Here is a 21920-nt window from a genome sequence, read left to right on the forward strand (position 1 = left end):
GGGCCGGACCGCGAGATTGGGACCGTGCGCATGAGGTGAGGCCACCATGACAGGAGCGTATGGTGGCCTTTACTCGGCCACATCATACCGGCATACTGTCATGCGACCCCTGAGTTAATGGAGTACCTCATCGTGAACACCGCACAGGACGACTACACCGCACTTTTCATCATGGGCCCCATCATTGCGCTCGTCGCACTCGGTTTGGGCTTTATGGTGGTTCGCGGAGCCATGCACGGCCATCGCCTCAAACAAGGTAAGAAGGGACTTGAAACCGAGGGGCGGTATCTGCCCGGCGAGGCACAACGACGGGGGTGGCAGTACGCTCCCCGCGACGACAGGGCACTGACGCTGACCACCTTCGGGTCGGTGGAGCGGGCGACTCCAGCGGGTTCTCCGCAGCCGGGCTCCACCCCGCAACGGTCCAACGACAGTTCGCAGGATTTCGGACTCGGATTCGTTTTCGCCAATAACCCCACTACGGCCGCTGAGCATGTCATGAACTTCTCGGGGAATTTCGGTCAGTACACGATCTTCCAGCATCGGTATAACGACGCGACGCGAACCATGGACGAGCGTTACGTCTATGAGGAGAAACCGGCTGAGGCCAATTATCGTTCGGTATTCGCCGTACGGCTGCCCACGGTCACGCCGTTTTTGTACCTCACGCGACGTTCGCGAACCAGCGTCGACTTTCTGTCGTACGACATTAAAGTGGAAAACCACCGTTTCAACAAGAACTACTTCGTCTTCGGACACAGCCGACGATTTGCCAGCGATATCGTTCATCCCCGCTTTGTGGAGTGGATCGTGGGCAGCGAATTCGACCTGGGGACTCGGTTCGTTCTGCACAACGGGTGGTGTCTGGTTACCTTCGACCGCATTCTTCGCGCTCACGAACTCGACGCGGGAATCGGGGCTTTGGAGGGATTCCGTTCCCACATCCCCGACTTCGCTTGGGAGATGGAATACCAGGGTTGATCGATCCGCCGCCGAACGAAGCGCTTATGTACGCTTCTGGCGGCTGTGTCCGTTTCCTACCGCAGGGGACGGCTCTCAGCTGCTGGTAGCCTTGGCAGACGTGTCCACAGCTAACCTCATTAACCTCGAAGCAGTCAGCAAGGCCTATCCCGATTTGACGATCCTCGACTCCGTTTCACTCGGCGTCAATGCTGGTCAGCGCATCGGCGTGGTCGGTCGCAACGGTGACGGAAAATCCACCTTGCTCAACATTCTCAACGGCGGTACCGAGGTCGATTCGGGCCGTGTCGTCCGCACTCGTGGCACGAATGTCGTCACTTTGGGGCAGAGTGATGAATTGAACGATGGGCACACGGTCAAGCAGGCGTTGTTCGGCGACAGTGACGAGCACGAGTGGGCTTCCGACGCCGGTGTCCGCGAGGTTCTGACCGGACTCTTCAGCGGTATCGACGCCCCCATGCTCACCGAGGGGCTGCACAGCATGGTGAAGACTCTCTCGGGTGGGGAACGTCGTCGCGTGGACCTGGCTCGCGTCTTGACGTCGGGTGCGGACGTTCTACTGCTGGACGAGCCCACCAACCACCTGGATTTGGAGGCGATCGACTGGCTCGGTCAGTACTTGACCAAGCTCAAGGCCGCGATCGTCACCGTCACCCACGACCGTTGGTTTTTGGACCAGGCCGTCACCCGAGTCTGGGACATCCAACGCGGCCAGATCTATGACTACGAGGGCGGTTACTCCGAGTACGTCCTCTCTCGCGCCGAACGTCAACGGCAGGAAGCGGTCGCTGAGGAAAAGCGCCAGAATTTGATGCGCAAGGAACTGGCCTGGCTGCGTCGCGGCCCTAAGGCACGTACCTCGAAGTCGAAGTTCCGTGTCGACGCCGCCAATGAACTCATCGCCAATGAACCGCCGCCTCGCGACGACGCGGAATTGATGTCCTTCGCCACCGCTCGCCTGGGAAAGACGGCGTTTGAGATCCAGGACGCCACCATCACGGTCGGCGACTTGACGCTGTTTGAGCACCTTACCTGGATTCTGCCGCCCGGGAAACGGATCGGCCTCGTGGGCGTCAATGGGGCCGGAAAGACCACCCTGTTGCGCACACTCGCCGAGGCGACGGAGGAAAAGCAGCCTGAGCAGGGGCGCATTCGTGTGGGCCGAACGGTCAAGCTTGCCTGGTTGAGCCAACATCTGGAGGATTTGAACCCCGGTTGGCGGGTTCTGGAGGCCATCGAACAGGTGGCTAAACGCATTCAGCTGGGGAAGAAGGAAATGTCGGCCTCCCAGCTGGCGGAGCGACTCGGGTTCGTCGGCGGACGGCAATGGACCCATGTTCGCGACCTTTCGGGGGGCCAGAAACGTCGCCTGCAGTTGGCGCGATTGCTCATGGCCGAACCGAACGTCCTCTTTCTCGACGAACCGACCAACGATCTCGACATCGATACCTTGACTCAGCTGGAAGACCTACTGGACGACTGGCCGGGCACGTTGATCGTGGTCAGCCACGACCGGTATTTCACCGAGCGGGTCAGCGACGAAATCTGGGCCGTACCCGGGGATCGGGACTTGAGAATGCTCCCGCGCGGGATCGAGGAATACCTGGACATGCGTCGTAACCAAGAGAGTGCAACGCCGCAGAAGTCCGCTGGAAACGGCGCGAAGGCCCCGTCTCAAGCGACCATCGATCGGGCCACGCAGAAGGAGATGTCGAAGTTGGAGCGGAAGCTCGACAAGATCGAATCCAAGATCGCTTCCCTGCACGAGGACATGGCCACGTACGCCACCGACGGCGATAAGTTGGGCGAGCTACAGTCTCAGCTTGCGGACTTGGAATCGGAACGTAATTCCCTCGAAGAACGGTGGCTTGAACTCGCGGAGTGACGAGCAATGGTCTCCGGCCGGTATCACCTGAGGGTGGTATCGGCATTTTTTGACGGTTCCGTGATGTTCCTTGCACGCCAACAATTGTGGCGCGACAATTAACTGTCAAATAGTTGACAACCAATGTCCATAACACCTCAGGTGCCCAAAACCGCGCGGTAACTTCGATGACCTACTCTCGGTAATATCCAAACCACTACTAAACTCACTATTTACATCTATAAAATTCTGCATTAGGCTCTTTCCTTGAGTGGCTTCGGCCACGATCGCACTATTGCGTAGGTCAACCCTCCGCAATAACGCAACTGGACAAACGAATGAGAGGGCCATCCCTAATGTCACAGAGAAGACTCCTGCGAAGAGCGGGTGCCGGCCTCTTTGCCGCCACCATTGCGGCCGCAGGCGTAGCCGCCGGCGCAACCAGCGTACAGGCGGAGGACGCCGAGCCGGACCTACGCGGAACCGCACACTCGGCCGCAATCGACAACGAGTACTTCGTCGTCTACGAAGACCGCTTCTCGACCATGAACTTTGAGGCGGAAGCCAAGTCACAAGGCGTCGAGGACATCAAGACCTACAGCGTACTCAACGGCTTCTTCGGGGAAATGTCGGAGAAGCAGGCCGAAGCCTTCGCTTCTCAGCCTGGGGTTGACTATGTGGAGCAAAACCGCGAGATCTCCATCAACGCCTCCGGTAGCCAAAGCAATCCCACGTGGGGACTGGACCGCGTAGACCAGCGCGACCTTCCCATGGACGATACCTACAACTGGGATAACGATGGAAACGGCGTGCACGCCTACATCATCGACACCGGTATCAACACCAGTCACCAAGAGTTCTCCGGACGCACCGCGCCAGGTTACGACGCTGTCGGTGGCGGAACCGACGACTGCAACGGACACGGCACGCACGTGGCCGGTACCGTCGCGGGATCCGAATACGGTGTCGCCAAGGAAGCGACCGTCGTACCCGTCCGCGTCCTGGACTGCAACGGTAGTGGCTCCTTCGACGGTGTCGTGGACGGCATCGAGTGGGTTGCCAACAACGCCAACAAGCCGGCCGTGGCCAACATGAGCCTTGGCGCCGACAACTCCAGCGCGCTGAACGACTCGGTCGACAACGCCGTCGCCAGCGGCGTGACCTTCGCCGTGGCCGCCGGTAACGGCGACAACGACGCCTGCAACAACACGCCCGCCGGTGCCAACGACGTCCTGACCGTCGCCGCCAGCGACAGCAGTGACGGTAAGGCCAGCTTCTCCGCATGGGGTTCCTGCATTGAGGTCTTCGCTCCCGGAGTCAACATCACCTCCGCGTGGCACACCTCTGACAGTGCGACCAACACCATTAGCGGTACCTCCATGGCCAGCCCGCACGTGGCCGGCGCTGTGGCCATTTACCTGTCCGAGAACCCCAGCGCTTCGACCACCGAGGTCGAAAACTGGGTCGTCGACAACGCGAGCACCAATAAGATCAGCAACCCCGAGGGTTCCCCGAACCGTCTGCTGCACACGCTGCTCGACGGTGACGGTGGAGGCGACGAGCCCCCGCCGGACCCGGGCGAATGCTCCGGTGTCAACACCACCTCCACTCCCATCCCGGACAACTCGACCGTTACCAGCACCATTGAGCTGGACTGTGACGGTGGAACCGTCTCCACCGGTTCGGTCAGCGTTGACATCTCCCACACCTACCGTGGTGACCTGGAGATCAACCTGATCGCTCCGAACGGCGACACCACCAACCTCAAGATGAACGGTTGGGACAGCGGTGACGACGTAGTGGAAACCTACCCGGTCTCCTTCAACGACATTCCGGGCGACGGAACCTGGACCCTGGAGATCATCGACCACTACTCCTGGGACACTGGAACGCTGAACGAATGGAGCCTTAGCTTCGGCTAAAGCAGTTCGAATCGTTCGAGTCTAATGGAGATAGATTGAGGGGCGCGGCTTTGCAGCCGCGCCCCTCAATTCGTTCGCTAGGTTCATTCCGACACGGAATGAGGTCTACATGAAAACCGCTACTCCGACCGTCACGAGCGCGAGACCGCCGATGGCGTAGAAATGACCGGAATTGACCGGATCGCGTTTCTTCCACCACGGAATAATGACCATAACGGCCAGAAGCACGGCGAGAACGGCCTTGATTCCGATTTTCATATGATCGGCATCCGATCCCGCCAGTCCGGTAAGGAAAATTCCGGTCACCAGCTGCACGGCCACTCCGAGCAACATGGCGAAATTGATCGTGAATTTCTTGGCGAACACCGCCGCGAGCCAACCGCCCACCAGGGCGGCAAACCCAAGCAAGTGGATATAGCGAAGAATAAGCTGCAATACGTCCATATCCGTGAGTATTTCAGAGACCGCCACGTCCAAAGGGACTGCAAAGCTAACTTAAGCCTGCCGTCACAGCTCCTCAACAGGACAAACAAAAACGGCGGAAACGAAACCGGTTCGTCTCCGCCGCCTCTTATCAGATTCAAATCAACTCAACCTGAGCCGAACTACTTTAACCAAGCTCCTCACCAGGAAACCACAATCCGAGCGACCCGGATGTCCAATGCAAATCCCGCGCTCTGCCACCTTCCAATCGACAACCTTCCAGCGAAGCGCAGAAGCGGTAGAGCTGGCTCCACCGCCAAATGAGCGCTGCCGTCACGCCGTCCCCAGGGACGAGCCAACCGGCGAGCCGCCAACAACGCGCCGTAGGCGCGTGTGCAGCGGCGGTAGAGCCGGCTATGTCTCCTTAAGAGCTCAACCACGGCACTTTCCCCAGGGGCGAGCCAACTGGCGAGCTTCGAACGAAGTGGAGAAGCGGTAGAGCTGGAGAGGAGCTCAGCCACTGCACAGTGCGTTGAATAGTGGGGTTCTCAGGTTCCACGCGTGCTCACGCACGCGGGGTTCTGAGAACGCCGCTAGGCAACGTGCTGTGCAGTGGCTGAGCGGTCACGCACCACCCTGTCCGGACATGCCGCCTCGCGGCCCCGAGCCGGGGCTCTTCGGAGGTGGCATGGTTCCACCGGAACTGGGGTTCTTCGGTGCCGTAGAATGGCTGAGCGCCTCGACGACGTCGTCCACCACTTCATCGGTGTCGGGCTTTTCGTCGCCTCGGAACGTGATGTGGGTGTTCTCGACATCGTACGGGTCGCCGTCGACGTCCACGACCACGATTTGACCGGCACCAAGCTCTCCGAACAGGATCTTTTCGGACAGAACGTCCTCGATCTCGCGCTGGATCGTGCGACGCAACGGCCGAGCACCGAGCACCGGGTCGTAGCCCTTGTGACCGAGGTACTTCTTGGCGTTGTCGGTCAGTTCGAGCGCCATGTCCCGGTTGCGCAGCTGCTCTTCGATGCGCAGGGTCATGAGGTCCACGATCTCGACGATTTCGTCCTCCGCGAGCTTCGGGAACACGATGGTGTCGTCGATACGGTTGAGGAACTCGGGCCGGAAGTGGTTCTTCAGCTCGTCCGAAACCGTGTTCTTCATGCGTTCGTAGTCGTTCTCGTCTTCGTCGCCTGCCTGGAAACCGAGCGAGACGGCCTTGCCGACGTCGCGGGAACCCAGGTTGGTCGTCAGAATCAGAACGGTGTTCTTGAAGTCCACGATGCGACCCTGACCGTCGGTGAGTCGACCGTCCTCCAGAATCTGGAGCAAGGTGTTGAACACGTCCGGGTGGGCCTTTTCGATCTCGTCGAACAGAACCACTGAGAACGGCTTGCGCCGTACCTTCTCGGTCAGCTGGCCGCCTTCGTCGTAGCCGACGTACCCGGGAGGGGCACCGACCAGACGCGAGACGGTGTAGCGGTCGTGGAATTCGCTCATGTCCAATTGAATGAGCGATTCTTCGGAGCCGAAGAGGAACTCGGCCAGCGCCTTGGCCAGTTCGGTCTTACCGACACCGGACGGACCGGCGAAGATGAACGAACCGGACGGACGCTTCGGGTCCTTCAGGCCGGCACGCGTACGACGGATGGCCTGACTGACGGCCTTGACCGCATCGGTCTGTCCGACGATGCGCTTGTGCAGCTCGTCTTCCATGCGCAGCAGACGGGTGGTCTCTTCTTCGGTCAGCTTGTAGACCGGGATACCCGTCCAGTTGGCCAGGACTTCCGAAATCATTTCCTCGTCGACTTCGCTGACCTGGTCCAGGTCACCGGCCTTCCATTCGCGTTCACGCTCGGACCGCTTGTCCTGCAGCTGCTTCTCCGAGTCACGTAGACGCGCGGCAGCTTCGAAGTCCTGCCCGTCGATGGCCGCTTCCTTCTCCCGGCGGGTTTCGGCGATCTCCTCGTCGATCTCGCGGAGGTCCGGCGGAGCGGTCATGCGGCGGATACGCATCCGCGCCCCCGCCTCGTCGATCAGGTCGATGGCCTTGTCCGGCAGGTAACGGTCGGAGATGTAGCGATCGGCCAGCGTGGCCGCCTGTACCAGGGCGCCGTCGGTAATCGACACGCGGTGGTGGGCCTCGTAGCGGTCGCGTAGTCCTTTGAGAATGTCGATGGTGTGCGACAGGCTCGGTTCGGCTACCTGGATGGGCTGGAAGCGACGTTCCAGGGCGGCGTCCTTTTCGAGGTACTTGCGGTACTCGTCGAGCGTGGTCGCCCCGATGGTCTGTAGCTCTCCCCGAGCCAACATCGGCTTCAGGATGCTGGCGGCGTCTATGGCGCCTTCGGCCGCTCCCGCGCCGACGAGAGTGTGGATCTCGTCGATGAACAGGATGATGTCACCGCGCGTCTTGATTTCCTTGAGAACCTTCTTGAGGCGCTCCTCAAAGTCACCGCGGTAACGCGACCCGGCCACCAACGCACCGAGGTCCAGCGTGTACAGCTGCTTGTCGTTGAGTGTTTCGGGGACTTCGCCCTTGTTGATCGCCTGCGCCAGACCTTCGACGGCGGCGGTTTTACCGACACCGGGTTCACCGATCAGCACCGGGTTGTTCTTCGAACGGCGGGACAGGACCTGCATGACCCGTTCGATCTCTTTCTGCCGCCCGATGACGGGATCGAGCTTGCCTTCCTTGGCCGCCTGAGTCAGATTGCGACCGAACTGGTCCAATACGAGCGAGCCGCTCTGCTGCCCCTCGGTGGCGGTGGCTCCTCCCGCGGTTGCTCCGGCGGTTTCCTTGCCGCCCTGGTAGCCGCTCAGCAGCTGCAGCACCTGCTGGCGCACCCGGTTGAGGTCGGCACCCAACTTGATCAACACCTGGGCGGCGACGCCCTCACCTTCCCGAATCAAACCAAGAAGGATGTGCTCAGTGCCAATGTAGTTGTGCCCCAGCTGGAGCGCCTCGCGTAGCGAGTATTCCAAAACTTTACGAGCGCGTGGAGTAAAGGGAATGTGGCCGGAAGGGGCCTGCTGCCCTTGACCAATGATCTCTTCCACCTGCTGACGGACGCCTTCTAGCGAGATACCAAGGCTCTCGAGGGCCTTGGCGGCGACGCCCTCACCTTCATGGATCAACCCCAGAAGAATGTGCTCAGTGCCAATGTAGTTGTGGTTGAGCATCCTGGCTTCTTCTTGGGCCAGGACGACGACCCGTCGTGCCCGATCGGTAAAACGTTCAAACATATATTCGTTGCTCCTCGCGCTATTAACCCTATGGCTATACCTTATCTCTCTCCAGCGATTCTGGCTGGTGCCACGTACTGATAACACGGCCTGAGAGGCTGAAATTCCAGCGTCTCCTGCTGTGTCGTTCGCAGCAAGCGAACAGAGGCTGAAGCACTGAAATGCTGGTAAGAAGCTGGGACCATGGGTGGATGTCAACGGCGGGGGAAGCGGGGGCTGCTTCGGTTCAACCGCTGGTGGTCGTGAACGCCGACCTTCCGGCTCTGGAAGGTGCGTTGTCCTGGGGTGATGCACTACTGGTGGACGGTTCGACGTTCGCCCGGTCGGCGTGGAGGTGCGGTCCTCACACCGACCGGGTGAATCTGGCGCGAACCTGGATGATCTGCCGAACTACATTGTGGTGGTCGGTCGGGGTTTAGGTTGAGGCCTTATCGGCGTGGAAGGCGGCGACGACATCGCCTGGGATACGACCGCGAGGTGCGATTTGATATCCCTTTTGCTCCGCCCATTCCCGAATGGCCTTGTTCTGTTCCCGGTCGACGGTAGGGGCCTGGCGACGTGATCGCCGACGCGAGCCACGCCCCGGGTCCACCGAATAACGCCCTAGGCGGGTGCCTGCGGCCTGATACTTGGCCAGGGCATTACGCAGTTCACTGGCATTAGCAGCGGAAAGATCGATTTCGTAGGCGTCCCCATCGATGCCGAAACGAACGGTTTCATCGCCTTCGCTGTTATCCAGGTCGTCAATGAGGATGACTTTATGCTGTTTAACCATGCTCTTTCCCTTCCAAGAACTGGGCGAATTTCGAGTTCTGCCCGTTCCCCGTCAGCGGGATGAACCGCCGTCTTTGCCGAGCACGAACCTGAATTCGTGTCTAGTTACGGGTATCGTTCTGGACAGGTTTCCTCGGCGTCCGGTATCGCGACGATCGGTCGAAACCGAAAGCGCGATTCATTTATCGAATAGTTCGATAAAATCGCCGCAGCCCTTGTGTGTTTACACGAGGTCATTTTTATTGTTTGCTTTGGATGATATATGTCGCCTTTACGGCTCTAATACGTGGGGTCCATTGGCTATTCTGATACTCAAGGGAAAACCCTCATCATTACTATTTGGACGGTATCGATCACCGAAATACGAAAGGCCACCCTTCGCTATTGGAAGAGTGGCCCTGAGGGTCATTAACGTTCTCGCCCTATATGTTCACCGCATCGATTTCGCACGGTAATCGCTATTCAAGTACCATTTACGACCGTGAGGACGGCACGGCCTCCCTCTACAAACGGCACCGATCCAGGTCGATGACGACGCTCGACGCTTGTGTCGTATAGATCCCGTGTTGTGCGGATTGACGCTTCCATGCCGACGGTGCCCATCGCAGCGCGAGGCCCGGGGCCGTCGGCGGTTCGCTGTCATACCGTCGTAGCCGGGCGAAACGAGCACGTGACGGGGACGGGGTGCGGCCTCGCTCCCACGAACGAGGCGGCGTTTTACTCCGGCTTGACCAGCGGGAATAGGATCGTTTCCCGAATACCGTTCCCGGTCAGGGCCATGAGTAGGCGATCGATCCCCATACCCATACCCCCCGAAGGCGGCATTCCGTATTCCATCGCCCGCAGGAAGTCTTCATCGACGTTCATGGCTTCGTCATCGCCTTGGGCGGCCAGTCGCGCCTGTTCCTCGAAGCGTTCGCGCTGAATGACCGGATCCACCAATTCCGAGTATCCGGTCGCCAATTCAAATCCTCGTACATAGAGGTCCCATTTTTCGGTCAATCCCGGTTCCGTACGGTGTCCTGCGGTCAGCGGCGAGGTGTCTTCAGGGAAATCGAACACGAATGTCGGCTCGTGCAGCTTGTCGGCAACCAGGTGTTCAAATATCTCTTCGGACAGCTTGCCGTGATTCCAGACTGGATCAACCGACAGTTCAACCTTCTCGGCAATCTCACGAAGTCGCTCGTAGGAAGTGTTGACCGTAATTTCCTCACCTAGGGCCTCGGAAATGGCTCCGTAGAGAGTGATCTTCTTCCATTCTCCGCCGAAGTCGTATTCCGTACCATCGGACAAAGTGACCTGGGTGGAACCGAATACCGATTTCGCCGATCCCAGGATGAGGGAGCGGGTCAATTCCGCTACCGAGTGATAGTCTCCATATGCCTGATATGCCTCCAGCATGGCGAATTCGGGCGAATGCGAGGAGTCCGCGCCTTCATTGCGGAAATTGCGGTTGATTTCAAAGACCCGTTCAATGCCACCCACTACGCAACGCTTCAAATACAGCTCTGGAGCGATACGCATGTACAGATCCATATCGTAGGCATTCATATGGGTGACGAAGGGGCGCGCGGTGGCCCCACCTGGCTGTACCTGCAGCATCGGGGTCTCGACTTCAATGAAGTCGTTGTCGTGGAGCTGGTCGCGCAAGGACCGCATGACCTCGGCACGTTGCCGGGCGTTCTGGCGCGCGTCGGGACGCACGATCAAGTCGAGGTAGCGCTGGCGAACCCGAGTCTCCTCGGCCAGGGGCTTGTGTTCCACCGGCAGCGGCCGCAGGCTCTTGGCGGTGATCTCGTAGGAGTCGGCCATGATGGACAGCTCCCCACGCTTCGACGTCACCACTTCGCCGGTGACACCGATATGGTCGCCGATGTCGACGATGTGCTTCCATTCGGCCAGCGCGTCCGCACCCACCTTGCCTTGCGACAGCATGACTTGGAATTCGGTTCCATCGCCTTCACGGAGACGGGCGAAGCACAGTTTCCCTGCCGTGCGCAGGAAAATCACGCGACCTGTCGTAGCGGCGACATCCCCGGAATGTTCCCCGGCTTCCAGCCGACCGTACTGTTCCCGCAGCTGCGCCAGGGTGTGAGTACGGGGGTAGCCGAGCGTGTAGGGTTTCTTCCCCGCCTCGAGCAGTTCGCTGCGCTTACCGCGCCGAATCTGCATCTGCTCGGGAAGGTCTTGGTCGAAATCTGGAGTTTCATTTTGCTCGGTCACCTTATTAGGATAAGGTGCCGAGCTGGATTGTTGCTAATCCATACGCCGGTGTCGTATCACACCACAACAAATCGGTCGATACCACCGTCCATCGATACCGTTGACCGGGTAGTCATCGGTCGGAGTGGAAGGCGAAACTCGAGTACCCCACCACCCGATCGGGCGTGCCGAAGGTATCGGCCGACGACCCGAGACGCAGCCGTCGCGCCGTCAAGCCGCGTTGTGCGGCCCATTCGAGTAGACCGCGAAGGGCGAAGATGCCACAGGCACGTTCCATGGAGATACGTCTCGGTTGGAGCGCGACGATCGCCTCGGCCGTCTGCCCGTCGAGCTCGGCGGCGGTGTCGCGGTCGTGGTAGTGCGACAGGTCGGTGGAGCACAGAACGACCGTTCCCTCCTCGGCTCGCTCGGCTACCAGACGGTCGATCAGGGTCGCGGTATCGCCGGGGTCGCTCATTCCGACCGCCACGGGAGTGATCGTGAACCCCTCCGGCAGGATCGACTGGAGAAAGGGCAACTGCACCTCCAGCGAATGCTCCTTGAGGTGCGGTTGAGCCATCGTTGGCGCGGCATCGGTGGCGCGCAGCCTCACGTCCCCCAGTGGGGTCGACCAGGCCGGTGCGGGGCTGGCGGCATACCCGTGGAGAGGATAGCGATGGCTCGGGCCGAGGAGGATCACGTTGGAGAACTCCGAAACGTGACGGGCCATGCGGGCGTACACCTCCGCCGCCACTCCTCCAGAAAAACGCAGGCCGGCATGGGGAACGATATAGGCCTCCGCCAATGACGTCCTCTCCTCACTTACCGAGACCGACCGCAACAAGGCGTCGACCTCGTCTCGCAGCCCGTTCGGATCGGATTTGTAGAACATTCCGGATACGGCAGGGGGACGGACCGCACTTGTATTGGTCATATTTCTGACACTTTCGAGTTAGGCTCCACTGTTATCGCTGAGACGATCGTCCCAGGTATATCGGTTGACGCTTGGGCCCCCATCGACCTGGAAGACTATGTCCCTCAGGGGGATCAAACCGTCCCGGCAGAGCACGGCCACAGTCGCGGCAGCAACCCGCCTCATCCAAACGGTACTGCAAAATGCGGTATCGGTCGCGGACGACGACCGCGGTGCCGCAGCCGGGGCAATAGGTCGTCTGGCCCTCCACATCGCGCACGTTGCCGGTATAGACGAACCGCAGCCCCTCTTCACGGGCGATCTCCCGTGAACGACGCAGGGTCTCCGGTGGGGTGGGCGGCACGTCGCGCATCTTGAAGTCGGGGTGAAAAGCGCTGAAGTGAAGAGGCACGTCCGGCCCGAGCTCGCGGTAAATCCACCGGCTTTCGCGACGAATCTCCTCGGGGTCGTCATTGTGCCCGGGGATCAGCAGCGTCGTAATTTCCGTCCACACATCGGTTTCGTGAATCAAATACGTCAAAGTGTTCAGAACGGTGTTCAACGACGACAGGGTGATCTTGCGATAGAAGCGCTCATTGAACGCCTTGAGATCAATGTTGGCGGCATCGACGTGTGCGTACAACTCCCGTCGTGCCGCGGGCTCTATGTAGCCGGCCGACACCACGATGGTACGCAGTCCGGCGTTCCGGCACGCCTGAGCGGTGTCGGCGGCGTACTCAACGAAGATCGTGGGGTCGTTGTAAGTGAAGGCGATCGACGCGCAGTCCGCTTCCACGGCGGCGGAGGCGAGTTCGGTCGGGTGAGCCGAGGAGGTCAACGTATCGATTTCGCGGGATTTGGAAATATCCCAGTTTTGACAGAATCGACAGCCCAGATTGCAGCCCGCCGTCCCAAAGGACAGCACGGGGGTACCGGGAATGAAGTGGTTCAGGGGTTTCTTTTCGACCGGGTCGACGCAAAACCCACTGGAACGCCCGTACGTGGTCAGCACGATCTGGTCGTTCTGCCGGGCACGCACGAAACATAGCCCACGCTGCCCCTCCCGCAAGCGACACGCACGTGGACAGACCTGGCATTCAATGCGTCCATCGTCCAGGGTCCGCCAGTACTCGGTGCCAATGGTGAATTCATCGGCACCGGGTACCGGGGAACGCGATGCTATGACCGGTGCCATACCTCAAGAGTAGGGCATGCGGAAATTTGGGGCCAACGCGCGGCCGGGCTTAATTCAACCGGTGCCCGTCGGTGGCTGAGAACAGGTGTTCGCGACCGGCTTCGGGAACGATGTGGATCGTCTGCCCCAGACGAGGCACGCGATGCGGATCGCACCGCACGGTGAATCGTTCGCTTTCCAGCGCCGCTCCGGCCGACCCCTCCGAGGAGGTGGGTTTGCCGTAGACGAAGGCCTCACTACCGAGCTCCTCGACCAGCTCGACCTCCATCTCGAAACCGTCACCCGGCTGTTCGGACAGGTGGCAGTGTTCGGGACGAATCCCGACGGTCACGGACTTATCGCTGTCCTGTTCCACGCGCCGACGCATCTCCGGGGTCATGGGCAGAGAGGTACCGCCGAAACGCGCCCCGTCCTCGTCGAACGGAACGGTCACCAGGTTCATGGCGGGCGAGCCGATAAAGCCGGCCACGAACAGGTTCTCCGGCTTCTCATACAGCACTCGGGGTGTCTCGCACTGTTGTAGAAGGCCGTCCTTCAACACCGCGATCCGGTGGCCCATGGTCATCGCCTCAACCTGGTCGTGCGTGACGTAGACGGTGGTAATCCCCAGACGCTGCTGCAGGGAGGCGATTTGCGACCGAGTCTGGACCCGGAGTTTGGCGTCGAGGTTCGACAGCGGCTCGTCCATGAGGAAGACCTGCGGTTCACGCACGATCGCGCGTCCCATCGCCACACGCTGGCGCTGTCCGCCCGACAAGGCCTTAGGTTTACGGTCAAGATATTCGGTGAGATCAAGCAGCTTAGCCGCTTCGGTGACCCGCTCGCGGATGACGTTCTTGGGCGTTCGCTTCAGTTTGAGCGCGAAACCCATGTTGTCGAAGACGCTCATATGGGGATAGAGCGCGTAGTTTTGAAACACCATGGCGATATCTCGCTCTTTGGGCTCCATGTGCGTGACGTCCGTATCGTCGATCCAGATCGACCCGGAGGTGACTTCTTCCAGACCGGCAAGCATGCGTAGCGAGGTTGATTTTCCGCAACCGGAGGGTCCCACCAGGACCAGGAACTCTCCCGCTTCGATCTCCAAATCGAGCTGGTCGACGGCCGGCACATCGCTGCCGGGATACAGGCGACTGGCGCCCTTATAGCTGACTGTAGCCATGGGTGATTCTTCCTTTCACTGGCAGGTACGTGCCAGACGATCCGTTGTAAAAGGTCAACTGGGTCAACGACGACGCTCTTCGACGGAATGCCGCCCACTCGCACACGTCTATTATCCGACGAGGCAACGTGGCATTGACCCAAGATATTCGCTTATTCCGATCCGCCCGGTTGGGCAGGACCACCCCGTGAAGTCGTGAGACAACTTCACAAAGTTAGCTCGGATCCTACCTCACCCGGCTGTTCCGCCTTCACTGGGGAGCGACCATACGAATCAACGCCACCGACCCCACCTGCCGAGACTCCACTATTTCCAGGGGCCGATCCGGCCCGAAAGCGAACCGACCGTCTCGCACCAAACGCGGTGCCCGAGAATCACCCACAAAGAAGGGGGCCACCGCCACATGCATCTCATCGACCAGACCGGCCGTGAGGAATTCGGTGTGGATTCCGCTGCCACCTTCTACCAAGAGGCGCGATACACCATGATCGTCCAAGTACGCGCATATCGCTTCGGCGTCGACCCGCTTTCCGGAATTCACGACCGTCGCGACCTCCCCCAATCTCGAATCCACCCGCTGAAAGGAGTCGGCCTCGGTGAAGACGATTTTGTCGCTCTCGCCCAAGGCGAAAAAACGGGCATGGGGATCCAAGCCGTTTCTGGTCACGGTGACCTTAACGGGATTCGGACTTTTACCCGACAACTGCCGCAATTGTTGCCGTTCCGGAGATCGCACCATCAAGCGCGGATCATCCTGACGAATCGTCTCCGCCCCCACCAATATCGCGTCGACGGTTGCCCGGAGGCGGTCCACCCGATCAAAGTCGGCGGCGTCGGACAGGAGGAGACGACGGTCAGAAGCATCGTCCAGATAACCGTCCAAAGACATGGCCGCCGACAGAATCACAAACGGACGTGGCATGCGAACCTCCCCATCGCTCGATCGTCCCGACGATCATATCGGTCGAGCGACGACCCACACGCCGACGGCGCACGCACCATTGAAGGAATTTTCGCAGCGACGCCATGGCCGGTCATCGTCACACCCCGAGACTCCAGTGGAGGCCTAGGAGACCTTTGCCTCCTGAGGCTCCGACTTCCAACGACGCATCACTCGACGGTCGAAGTACAAGGTGAAGAAGGGCGGAATGGAACAGGCCAGGCCGATGGCCAACTCCTTCACCGAGGGGAAATGGTTACGGCAGACCACCAGGACCGAGGCCACGTACACCATGAACAGCACCCCGTGAACTGGCCCGAAGATCTGCACTCCGATCTCGTTGCCCGAGCCGAGATACTTGACGAACATACCGGCCAAAAGCCCCGCCCACGACACGGCTTCGGCTATCGCAGCTGCTTGAAATACTTTCAAATCTCGCGGAATCACAGTGGCAGAATAGCAAGCAATACCGAGTAACCTAGGACTCACACAAGCGGAAGGAACAGAATGGCCTCAAGCACCCCCGCGCCCGACCCAGGCGATGAACCCTCTCGCATGCCCTGGCTGGCGTTCTGGACCTTCGGCCTCGCCACACCGTTTATCTTCATCCAGGTTGCTCATCGCAAACCCACGCAGCAAAACAAAACCGCGCTCGCGGTCTACATGGGTTCCTTGGTGGCCACCGTCTGCACCTTGGGGATCGCCGGAATCCTCGTGCCGCTCGTGTTGTGGGGCGTCGGCACCGTCCATCTGTTCGCAATACGAGACGACGTCTGGCCGCGCGGGAACCACCGCCGCAGCAACCCTCTCGCCGACTTCGACCCCACCAAGCTCTTTTCGCGCTTGAGCGCGACGCCGACACCCATCGACCATGTGGCTCAAGCGAAGCAGGAAAGGAACGCGGCGAGGGAGACTGTGGCGGACGATCCCATGCTGGCCAAGAAACTCGGGATCGGTCGGCCGGACCTCAACGACCGCGCGGTTGAAGACGGCGGACTCGTCGACCTCAATCACGCCCCCGCTGAAGCTCTGATGACTTTGCCCGGCATCAATAAACAGGTCTCCCACGACATCGTCGACTACCGCGAGCGCCACGGATCGATCGCCGATTTCGGGGAACTAGTCTTCGCCGTCAATGTCAACCCGAAGTTCGAATCCCAGCTCAAAGAGTATGCGATCTTCATTCCTTAACCCTCGAGATCGAACAAGCCAAATGTGTTACATCGAGTACAGTTACCCGTTCCCCGCCGTGCTTCGCACTATCAATTCGGGTAAGATGGGCGGCACATGCCGACATGGCGCAATTGGCAGCGCAACTGTCTTGTAAACAGTAGGTTAGGGGTTCGAGTCCCCTTGTCGGCTCCAATTATTCAGCGGCTGAACTGCGGAGACGCATCTTCAACATCAACTAGAGCCAGCTGTATATTCCAGTCGATGCCGTACTGTAGCAGGAGCTGTAGCAGAATTACGTATCTTCGCTGAATACAGTACGGTTCAATCGCTCAGCTGTGTCCGTCAGTACGTCTGTCGAGACATTCTGGTATCGCCTGGTCCTTCCATTCAGGCGCGGGTGCATGATGAGGTAAAGAGCTTCGCCGCGATGTTCACAGGCTTGCGCGAATCGCAGGCAGCACGTGATCAGCTCGTCGCCGACCTCGGAACCGTCCTCGACGACAACCCATGGATGCACGGAATCGACATCGACCTGGAGCAAGGCGGGGGCGAGGAGAACGCGGCCGGGAACGAGGCGATTTTCCAAGCGGTCGCTGATCTCGCGCACGGGGCGGGCTGCAATGCTCCGCCGCACTCCCGCCGCTCACCATTACCGGGTCGGTGGGTGGAGAGGACTGGTGTCGGTACGACGAACTCGGGCAGATGCTCGACCATGTCGAGACCATGTCGAACGATTTCGCTTGGCGCGGTTCGACGCCTGGGCCGATTAGTCTCGGCTGGTGGTTGGAGGACGTTTACAACTACGCAGTGACTCAACTTGACCCGCAACAGGTTTGCATGGGTCTCCCGCTGTACGGCGGGTTTTGGGTTATCCATCATTATCCGGAAGACCCCGGCGGGATGGTGAGGCAACACGGGCTCGTACTACGCCGTCGAGGGATTTTTCAACGGCTATCTGGCGTACGACGGGACGTTTGACAACCCGGACGGGTCGGGTTCGACAAGATCGGTTGGTTGGCGTACCGCGATCATGACAGTTGGTTCGCCTGGGGATTCCTCGGGTGCTACGACTAGGGCGACGTTGTCGGCTTCGACACCGACGCGTTCCAAAAGCGCGCCTCCATTGTCAGGTACGGCTTGCCTTCGCCCGCAACGCTCTGGGATATGGTCGACAACTCCGTCACCGACGAGTACGCAATGTATGACATTGAACCGCGCCGGGTACCACGTACCGACGGGACACTTGTCGGCCCCCGTAACGGCTACACGCTCAGTGTTGAACTACTCCAGCGTGACCCGATCGCAGCGACGATCATCGACGACGTCGCGACCTCACAGTCGCAGGTGGACACGCTGTTCACGCAGTCCGGCGCGTGGAGACACTGGGACCTCGACGGATACACCCAATACCGGGGCAGCGGTGGGCTCGACTTCGATAATGACTTCGAGTCGCAGTCGCTGTATCTCCAAGCGCGAGTTCAATTTCCCGTCGCGGGTGCGGTCCGGTTGAACATCTGCGGCATTACGGCCGAACTGTTTTCGGACGGGACGCTGCGGCTCCTGCGCGGCTCAACCGTCCTCGACTCCACGACCGTCGGTGCCATCGAAGTCGGCGCGCCAGCCGGATCGGGGCGTGCCGTGGTCACGCTGCGCGTGAGGGACTCGACCGCTCGGGTCTATTACTCGGATGCTGAATCGTGGGTACCGCTCGTCCTCGAGGCCACCCTCGACCCCGTTGCAGGTACTGGAGCGTGCGGCAACGACACCGACGAGGAGATGTGGATCGATCACCTATACCTCGGCGACGGCTGGTGGTACCAATCCCGCGAAGCCGTCGATATCGACCTCGACGGGCAAACGCAACTCCTCGGCCGCATCGCCCGCACCGGCATCACATGGGACACCGCTAACCGGTTCCAACCTGACACCGACGTCGACGAGGAAGACACCCGCACCAACGACACCGTGATCTCGCTCGACTGGGATTTTGAACACTGGAGACCAGCACCGCTCACCGACGACACAGGCGTCCGCCTCTGCGTCGTCCCTACAAACCACGACGTATGGATCGGCCGCATCACCGCCGTCGACATGGACGCCGGCGAAATCGTTTATTGGTCGGTGCGCAAACCATCACTCATTGGGCGGCTCGCGCTAAGCATGACTGGGGATCACCAGCGTTGCGCTGTGGACACTTGGACAGGAGGACGTGCGCACCTGGGAGGTACTCCAGGGCGGCGAATTGCCACCCGAAACCAAACGAGGCCACGAATGATCGAACTCAAAACCAACGCAACGCTCTAATCCTCTGAGGTAGTCAGCAACCACGTCTGAAAAAGATTGGTTGCCAAGACATCTAGAACCTGGCCGAACGCATATAGAAAGAAGGACCCGACCAAACCTTGCAAACCAATGACTGGCTCAGCAGTGAGGGGACCTTCGTCAAAGAACTTGGTGATCGACCCGATTGCAACGACGACCGCTAGCAGTTTAAGAACGAATGCGACTCGTTTCGTTGAACGGTACTCAGCGGGCGGAGTCATTTTAGGGGCAGTTTCTGTATGCACATTAGCAACATAGCAAAAGGGAAAATGACTCATGCCTTGAAGACTAGGGCGTGTTTGAGAAGTTATCTATAAAATCGATGTTAAGAAATAAGCGGTGCTTGGTTTGGATACAAAGGAAGGTCTCCTGATAGTTTTGTTGTGTCGCAAGCAAAACGACCTCAATGAGACCTTCGTTGTCAACTGTATCAAAGTTGTGGGAACTGACGGACCATCAATGGGTGTTCCTGCAGTAGCACCTGCTAACGCCTACGGGTAGCGGTGATCCGGTCACGCGTGATCGCCGAGCACTGTTGAACGGTATCGCTTACCGAGTGAAAAGTGGCGGTCCCTGGCACTACATACCAGCGATCTATGGCCCATGGCAGACCATCTATTGACTGTTTCGTACCTGGGAGAGGACAGGATGGTGGGCCGTCATCGTCAAAGCCATGCAGATGTTTTTCTATCAGAATGGTCGCCTCAGCAGTGATTGGAATGTTGATGGCACCTCGATTCGGGCGCATCACCATGCGGCAGGCGCCCACCATGTAGCAGTGGAGGGCGAACCAGGCGACCACGGTATCGGTCGATCTCGTGGTGGCCTGACCACCAAGATCCACGCGGTGACCGACACGAACCAAAATGTCCTGTCGTTGACTATCTCTCCCGGTCAAGCACACGATTCGCTGTTTTTGTGCCCTTGCTGAAGAAGGTTGCCATTGCGACTGGCCACCGCGGTCGGCCGGTGTCCAGGCCAGGATCGGTCAGTGCCGATAAAGCCTCCACAGGCGGGAAACAGGAAGTATCTGCGGAAACGCGGAATCACAGGGGTGATTCCGGAGAAACGCAATCAGATTGCAGCGCGACAGAAGAAGGGAAGCGCTGGTGGTCGGCCACCAGCGCTGGATATCGGTGTGTATAAGGAACACAATAACGTAGAACGCCTATTCAACAGATTGAAACGGTTCCGGGCGGTCGCGACGCGGTACGACAAACTCATGGTCCGCTACATGGCCACCGTGCAGGTAGCGATAATCCTCGATTTTCAACCATAACTTCTCAACCACGCCCTAGTTAACTTGGTTAGGCTACTGCAACATACCGCCAGGTCAACAGCATTCAAACTAATTCAAATAAGCGCAGTTTAAGACTTTGATAGATCTTGTAAACAGTAGGTTAGGGGTCCGAGCCCCCTCGTCGGCTCCAATTACTCAGCGGCTGAACTGCGAAGACGTTTAGTTCGCCGCGGTAACCTCGGTTGGATATACGACCGGGGCGATATCCTGCATAAGCACTGAGCACAGCGCTTCAACTCCACATCGGCGAGATCTGAGGGGAACCGGGCGATGACGTCCACCCTGTTCCGCAATGCACTATTGATCCAGTATCGTGCATCAATTTGCTCACATCCGAGTCCGGCTCTCGACAACCACACCGCACCGCCTGATCCACTCGGTACCATTGACGATTCCGACCGGCATGGGAAGCGAGACACCAATGGAGCCATTCGCACCGGGACCCCTGGGAACCGATGAAGTTCTATACGCCCGGATGGGAGCGGTCGGGCGTATACGCCTCAACCGCCCACAAGCATTGAACGCACTGACCCACCCCATCATCAATTCCATCCGGCAACAGCTCGACGTCTGGGCCGACGACCCCACGATAAACACGGTCGCCATTGAAGGAGCCGGAGATCGTGGTCTCTGCGCCGGAGGTGACATCAGAGCCATGCGCGACACCATCCTCAACGACCCCGAACACGCCGCACGATTCTGGGCGGACGAATACCGCCTCAACCTCGCGATTTCCGAATTCCCCAAACCGTACGTCGCCTTCATGGACGGGATCACCATGGGAGGAGGCATCGGAGTGTCCACCCACGGTTCGTTCCGCATCGCCACCGACCGTTCCCGCATCGCCATGCCGGAGACCAAAATCGGCTTCTCCCCCGACGTCGGGGCGATGTACCGTCTGGCACGGACTCCCGGCGAACTCGGCACCTACCTGGCGCTCACCGGAAACACCATAGACGGGTCCGACGCCGTCTACTGCGGGCTCGCCGATGTCGTCGTCTCCCACACCGATATCGACGACATCCGCGACCAATTGGCGGCCGGTACGGATCCCGACAACCTCAACCTCACACCGCTGACTCTCGGTTCCTCGCTTGCCGACAAACGCGACTGGATCGACGCGTGTTTCACCGGCGACGATCCGGTCGCCATCATCGACGCCCTTCGCCACGACACACGTGAAGAAGCTCGTGACACCGCCGACCTCCTCGAGGCGCGCTCGCCGTTGTCGGTGGCCGTCGCTCTCGAAGCAATTCGGCGAGCCGCCAACCTCACATTGGCGGAAGTGCTCGACCAGGACACAATGTTGGCGCGTAACTCCGTAGGAAACCCCGACTTCGTCGAAGGCGTTCGTGCTCTGCTCATCGATCGCGACAATGACCCCAAGTGGCAGCACGACTCGATCAACGACGTCACCTATGACGACGTCAAACGCATGTTCGTATCCGGATAAAAAGGGCCCGGCCGATCGGACGGGCAATGATCGGCCGGGCCGGGGAG

20 protein-coding genes and 1 tRNA gene are annotated in these 21920 nt (G+C 59.6%); 11 read left to right on the top strand and 10 right to left on the bottom strand.

The window, feature by feature from the left end; genetic code table 11:
* Window positions 1–132 precede the first annotated feature (132 nt).
* From HALAL_RS19025 to HALAL_RS0103165, 3 genes are all read left to right on the top strand, one after another.
* Entirely contained in the window at window positions 133–981 is an 849-nt protein-coding gene (locus HALAL_RS19025; protein WP_245598025.1) for a hypothetical protein, read from the top strand.
* A gap of 100 nt (window positions 982–1081) precedes the next feature.
* Window positions 1082–2866: an ABC-F family ATP-binding cassette domain-containing protein gene (locus tag HALAL_RS0103160; protein WP_025272612.1), complete on the top strand. Its 1785-nt coding sequence runs from the start codon at window positions 1082–1084 to the stop codon at window positions 2864–2866.
* Window positions 2867–3201: 335 nt separating this feature from the next.
* A complete protein-coding gene (locus HALAL_RS0103165; protein ID WP_169732398.1) occupies window positions 3202–4767 on the top strand; it encodes a S8 family serine peptidase in 1566 nt (521 codons plus the stop codon).
* Window positions 4768–4872: 105 nt separating this feature from the next.
* On the opposite strand, the gene HALAL_RS0103170 is transcribed toward HALAL_RS0103165, so the two are convergent.
* Entirely contained in the window at window positions 4873–5211 is a 339-nt protein-coding gene (locus HALAL_RS0103170; protein ID WP_025272614.1) for a hypothetical protein, read from the bottom strand.
* 603 nt (window positions 5212–5814) lie between these two features.
* Window positions 5815–8439, bottom strand: coding sequence for an ATP-dependent Clp protease ATP-binding subunit (locus HALAL_RS0103175; RefSeq protein ID WP_025272615.1), 2625 nt, complete (start codon window positions 8437–8439; stop codon window positions 5815–5817).
* A 191-nt stretch (window positions 8440–8630) separates the two neighbouring features.
* On the opposite strand from HALAL_RS0103175, the gene HALAL_RS0103180 reads away from it, so the two are divergent.
* Complete coding sequence (locus HALAL_RS0103180) at window positions 8631–8858, top strand: hypothetical protein (RefSeq protein ID WP_025272616.1); 228 nt, start codon at window positions 8631–8633, stop codon at window positions 8856–8858.
* On the opposite strand, the gene HALAL_RS0103185 is transcribed toward HALAL_RS0103180, so the two are convergent.
* The 7 genes from HALAL_RS0103185 to HALAL_RS0103215 all read right to left on the bottom strand — a co-directional run bounded on the left by HALAL_RS0103185 (window position 8855) and on the right by HALAL_RS0103215 (window position 16072).
* Window positions 8855–9214 carry a histone-like nucleoid-structuring protein Lsr2 gene (locus HALAL_RS0103185; RefSeq protein WP_025272617.1) on the bottom strand — a complete coding sequence of 120 codons (360 nt, stop codon included), beginning with the start codon at window positions 9212–9214 and terminating at the stop codon, window positions 8855–8857. The genes HALAL_RS0103180 and HALAL_RS0103185 overlap by 4 nt on opposite strands.
* 716 nt (window positions 9215–9930) lie before the next feature.
* Window positions 9931–11436 carry a lysine--tRNA ligase gene (gene lysS / locus HALAL_RS0103190; protein WP_025272618.1) on the bottom strand — a complete coding sequence of 502 codons (1506 nt, stop codon included), beginning with the start codon at window positions 11434–11436 and terminating at the stop codon, window positions 9931–9933.
* Between the two features lie 112 nt (window positions 11437–11548).
* Window positions 11549–12349, bottom strand: coding sequence for an AmmeMemoRadiSam system protein B (gene amrB / locus HALAL_RS0103195; RefSeq protein WP_025272619.1), 801 nt, complete (start codon window positions 12347–12349; stop codon window positions 11549–11551).
* Window positions 12350–12380: 31 nt separating this feature from the next.
* Window positions 12381–13523, bottom strand: a complete 1143-nt coding sequence (gene amrS / locus HALAL_RS0103200; protein ID WP_156937576.1) for an AmmeMemoRadiSam system radical SAM enzyme — start codon at window positions 13521–13523, stop codon at window positions 12381–12383.
* A 49-nt stretch (window positions 13524–13572) separates the two neighbouring features.
* The gene (locus HALAL_RS0103205; RefSeq protein WP_025272621.1) at window positions 13573–14685 is read right to left on the bottom strand and encodes an ABC transporter ATP-binding protein; all 1113 of its coding nucleotides are present in this window, start codon (window positions 14683–14685) and stop codon (window positions 13573–13575) included.
* Between the two features lie 250 nt (window positions 14686–14935).
* Entirely contained in the window at window positions 14936–15607 is a 672-nt protein-coding gene (locus HALAL_RS0103210) for a RibD family protein (protein WP_025272622.1), read from the bottom strand.
* Window positions 15608–15751: 144 nt separating this feature from the next.
* Window positions 15752–16072 carry a DUF3817 domain-containing protein gene (locus HALAL_RS0103215; RefSeq protein WP_025272623.1) on the bottom strand — a complete coding sequence of 107 codons (321 nt, stop codon included), beginning with the start codon at window positions 16070–16072 and terminating at the stop codon, window positions 15752–15754.
* Window positions 16073–16132: 60 nt separating this feature from the next.
* On the opposite strand from HALAL_RS0103215, the gene HALAL_RS17290 reads away from it, so the two are divergent.
* Complete coding sequence (locus HALAL_RS17290) at window positions 16133–16816, top strand: ComEA family DNA-binding protein (protein ID WP_084471836.1); 684 nt, start codon at window positions 16133–16135, stop codon at window positions 16814–16816.
* 98 nt (window positions 16817–16914) lie between these two features.
* Window positions 16915–16990, top strand: a tRNA-Thr gene (locus HALAL_RS0103225).
* Between the two features lie 100 nt (window positions 16991–17090).
* Here the strand turns inward: HALAL_RS0103225 and HALAL_RS0103230 are convergent.
* On the bottom strand, window positions 17091–17405 hold the full coding sequence (locus tag HALAL_RS0103230) for a hypothetical protein (protein ID WP_025272625.1): 315 nt from the start codon (window positions 17403–17405) through the stop codon (window positions 17091–17093).
* Between the two features lie 557 nt (window positions 17406–17962).
* Between HALAL_RS0103230 and HALAL_RS0103240 the strand changes: the two genes are divergently transcribed.
* From HALAL_RS0103240 to HALAL_RS0103255, 5 genes are all read left to right on the top strand, one after another.
* Window positions 17963–19102, top strand: coding sequence for a hypothetical protein (locus HALAL_RS0103240; RefSeq protein WP_025272627.1), 1140 nt, complete (start codon window positions 17963–17965; stop codon window positions 19100–19102).
* A gap of 499 nt (window positions 19103–19601) precedes the next feature.
* A complete protein-coding gene (locus tag HALAL_RS19430) occupies window positions 19602–19742 on the top strand; it encodes a transposase (RefSeq protein WP_084471837.1) in 141 nt (46 codons plus the stop codon).
* A gap of 51 nt (window positions 19743–19793) precedes the next feature.
* Complete coding sequence (locus HALAL_RS18415; RefSeq protein ID WP_156937577.1) at window positions 19794–20051, top strand: transposase; 258 nt, start codon at window positions 19794–19796, stop codon at window positions 20049–20051.
* A 60-nt stretch (window positions 20052–20111) separates the two neighbouring features.
* A complete protein-coding gene (locus HALAL_RS16445; RefSeq protein WP_169732399.1) occupies window positions 20112–20399 on the top strand; it encodes a transposase in 288 nt (95 codons plus the stop codon).
* 442 nt (window positions 20400–20841) lie between these two features.
* Window positions 20842–21873 (top strand): enoyl-CoA hydratase/isomerase family protein, encoded by a 1032-nt coding sequence (locus HALAL_RS0103255; RefSeq protein ID WP_025272629.1) that lies wholly within the window; start codon window positions 20842–20844, stop codon window positions 21871–21873.
* Window positions 21874–21920 lie beyond the last annotated feature (47 nt).

Source organism: Haloglycomyces albus DSM 45210, from assembly GCF_000527155.1.
Lineage (GTDB): Bacteria > Actinomycetota > Actinomycetes > Mycobacteriales > Micromonosporaceae > Haloglycomyces > Haloglycomyces albus.

Bases quoted from the DNA above. Each gene is read 5' to 3' on its own strand.
- HALAL_RS0103175 (WP_025272615.1), bottom strand. From the start codon at position 8,439: ATGTTTGAACGTTTTACCGATCGGGCACGACGGGTCGTCGTCCTGGCC.
- amrS (WP_156937576.1), bottom strand. From the start codon at position 13,523: ATGGCACCGGTCATAGCATCGCGTTCCCCGGTACCCGGTGCCGATGAA.
- HALAL_RS18415 (WP_156937577.1), top strand. From the start codon at position 19,794: ATGCAGATGTTTTTCTATCAGAATGGTCGCCTCAGCAGTGATTGGAAT.
- amrB (WP_025272619.1), bottom strand. From the start codon at position 12,349: ATGACCAATACAAGTGCGGTCCGTCCCCCTGCCGTATCCGGAATGTTC.
- HALAL_RS0103165 (WP_169732398.1), top strand. From the start codon at position 3,202: ATGTCACAGAGAAGACTCCTGCGAAGAGCGGGTGCCGGCCTCTTTGCC.
- HALAL_RS0103205 (WP_025272621.1), bottom strand. From the start codon at position 14,685: ATGGCTACAGTCAGCTATAAGGGCGCCAGTCGCCTGTATCCCGGCAGC.
- HALAL_RS0103240 (WP_025272627.1), top strand. From the start codon at position 17,963: ATGGTCGACAACTCCGTCACCGACGAGTACGCAATGTATGACATTGAA.
- HALAL_RS0103180 (WP_025272616.1), top strand. From the start codon at position 8,631: ATGTCAACGGCGGGGGAAGCGGGGGCTGCTTCGGTTCAACCGCTGGTG.
- HALAL_RS0103210 (WP_025272622.1), bottom strand. From the start codon at position 15,607: ATGCCACGTCCGTTTGTGATTCTGTCGGCGGCCATGTCTTTGGACGGT.
- HALAL_RS0103185 (WP_025272617.1), bottom strand. From the start codon at position 9,214: ATGGTTAAACAGCATAAAGTCATCCTCATTGACGACCTGGATAACAGC.
- HALAL_RS0103170 (WP_025272614.1), bottom strand. From the start codon at position 5,211: ATGGACGTATTGCAGCTTATTCTTCGCTATATCCACTTGCTTGGGTTT.
- HALAL_RS0103255 (WP_025272629.1), top strand. From the start codon at position 20,842: ATGGAGCCATTCGCACCGGGACCCCTGGGAACCGATGAAGTTCTATAC.
- HALAL_RS17290 (WP_084471836.1), top strand. From the start codon at position 16,133: ATGGCCTCAAGCACCCCCGCGCCCGACCCAGGCGATGAACCCTCTCGC.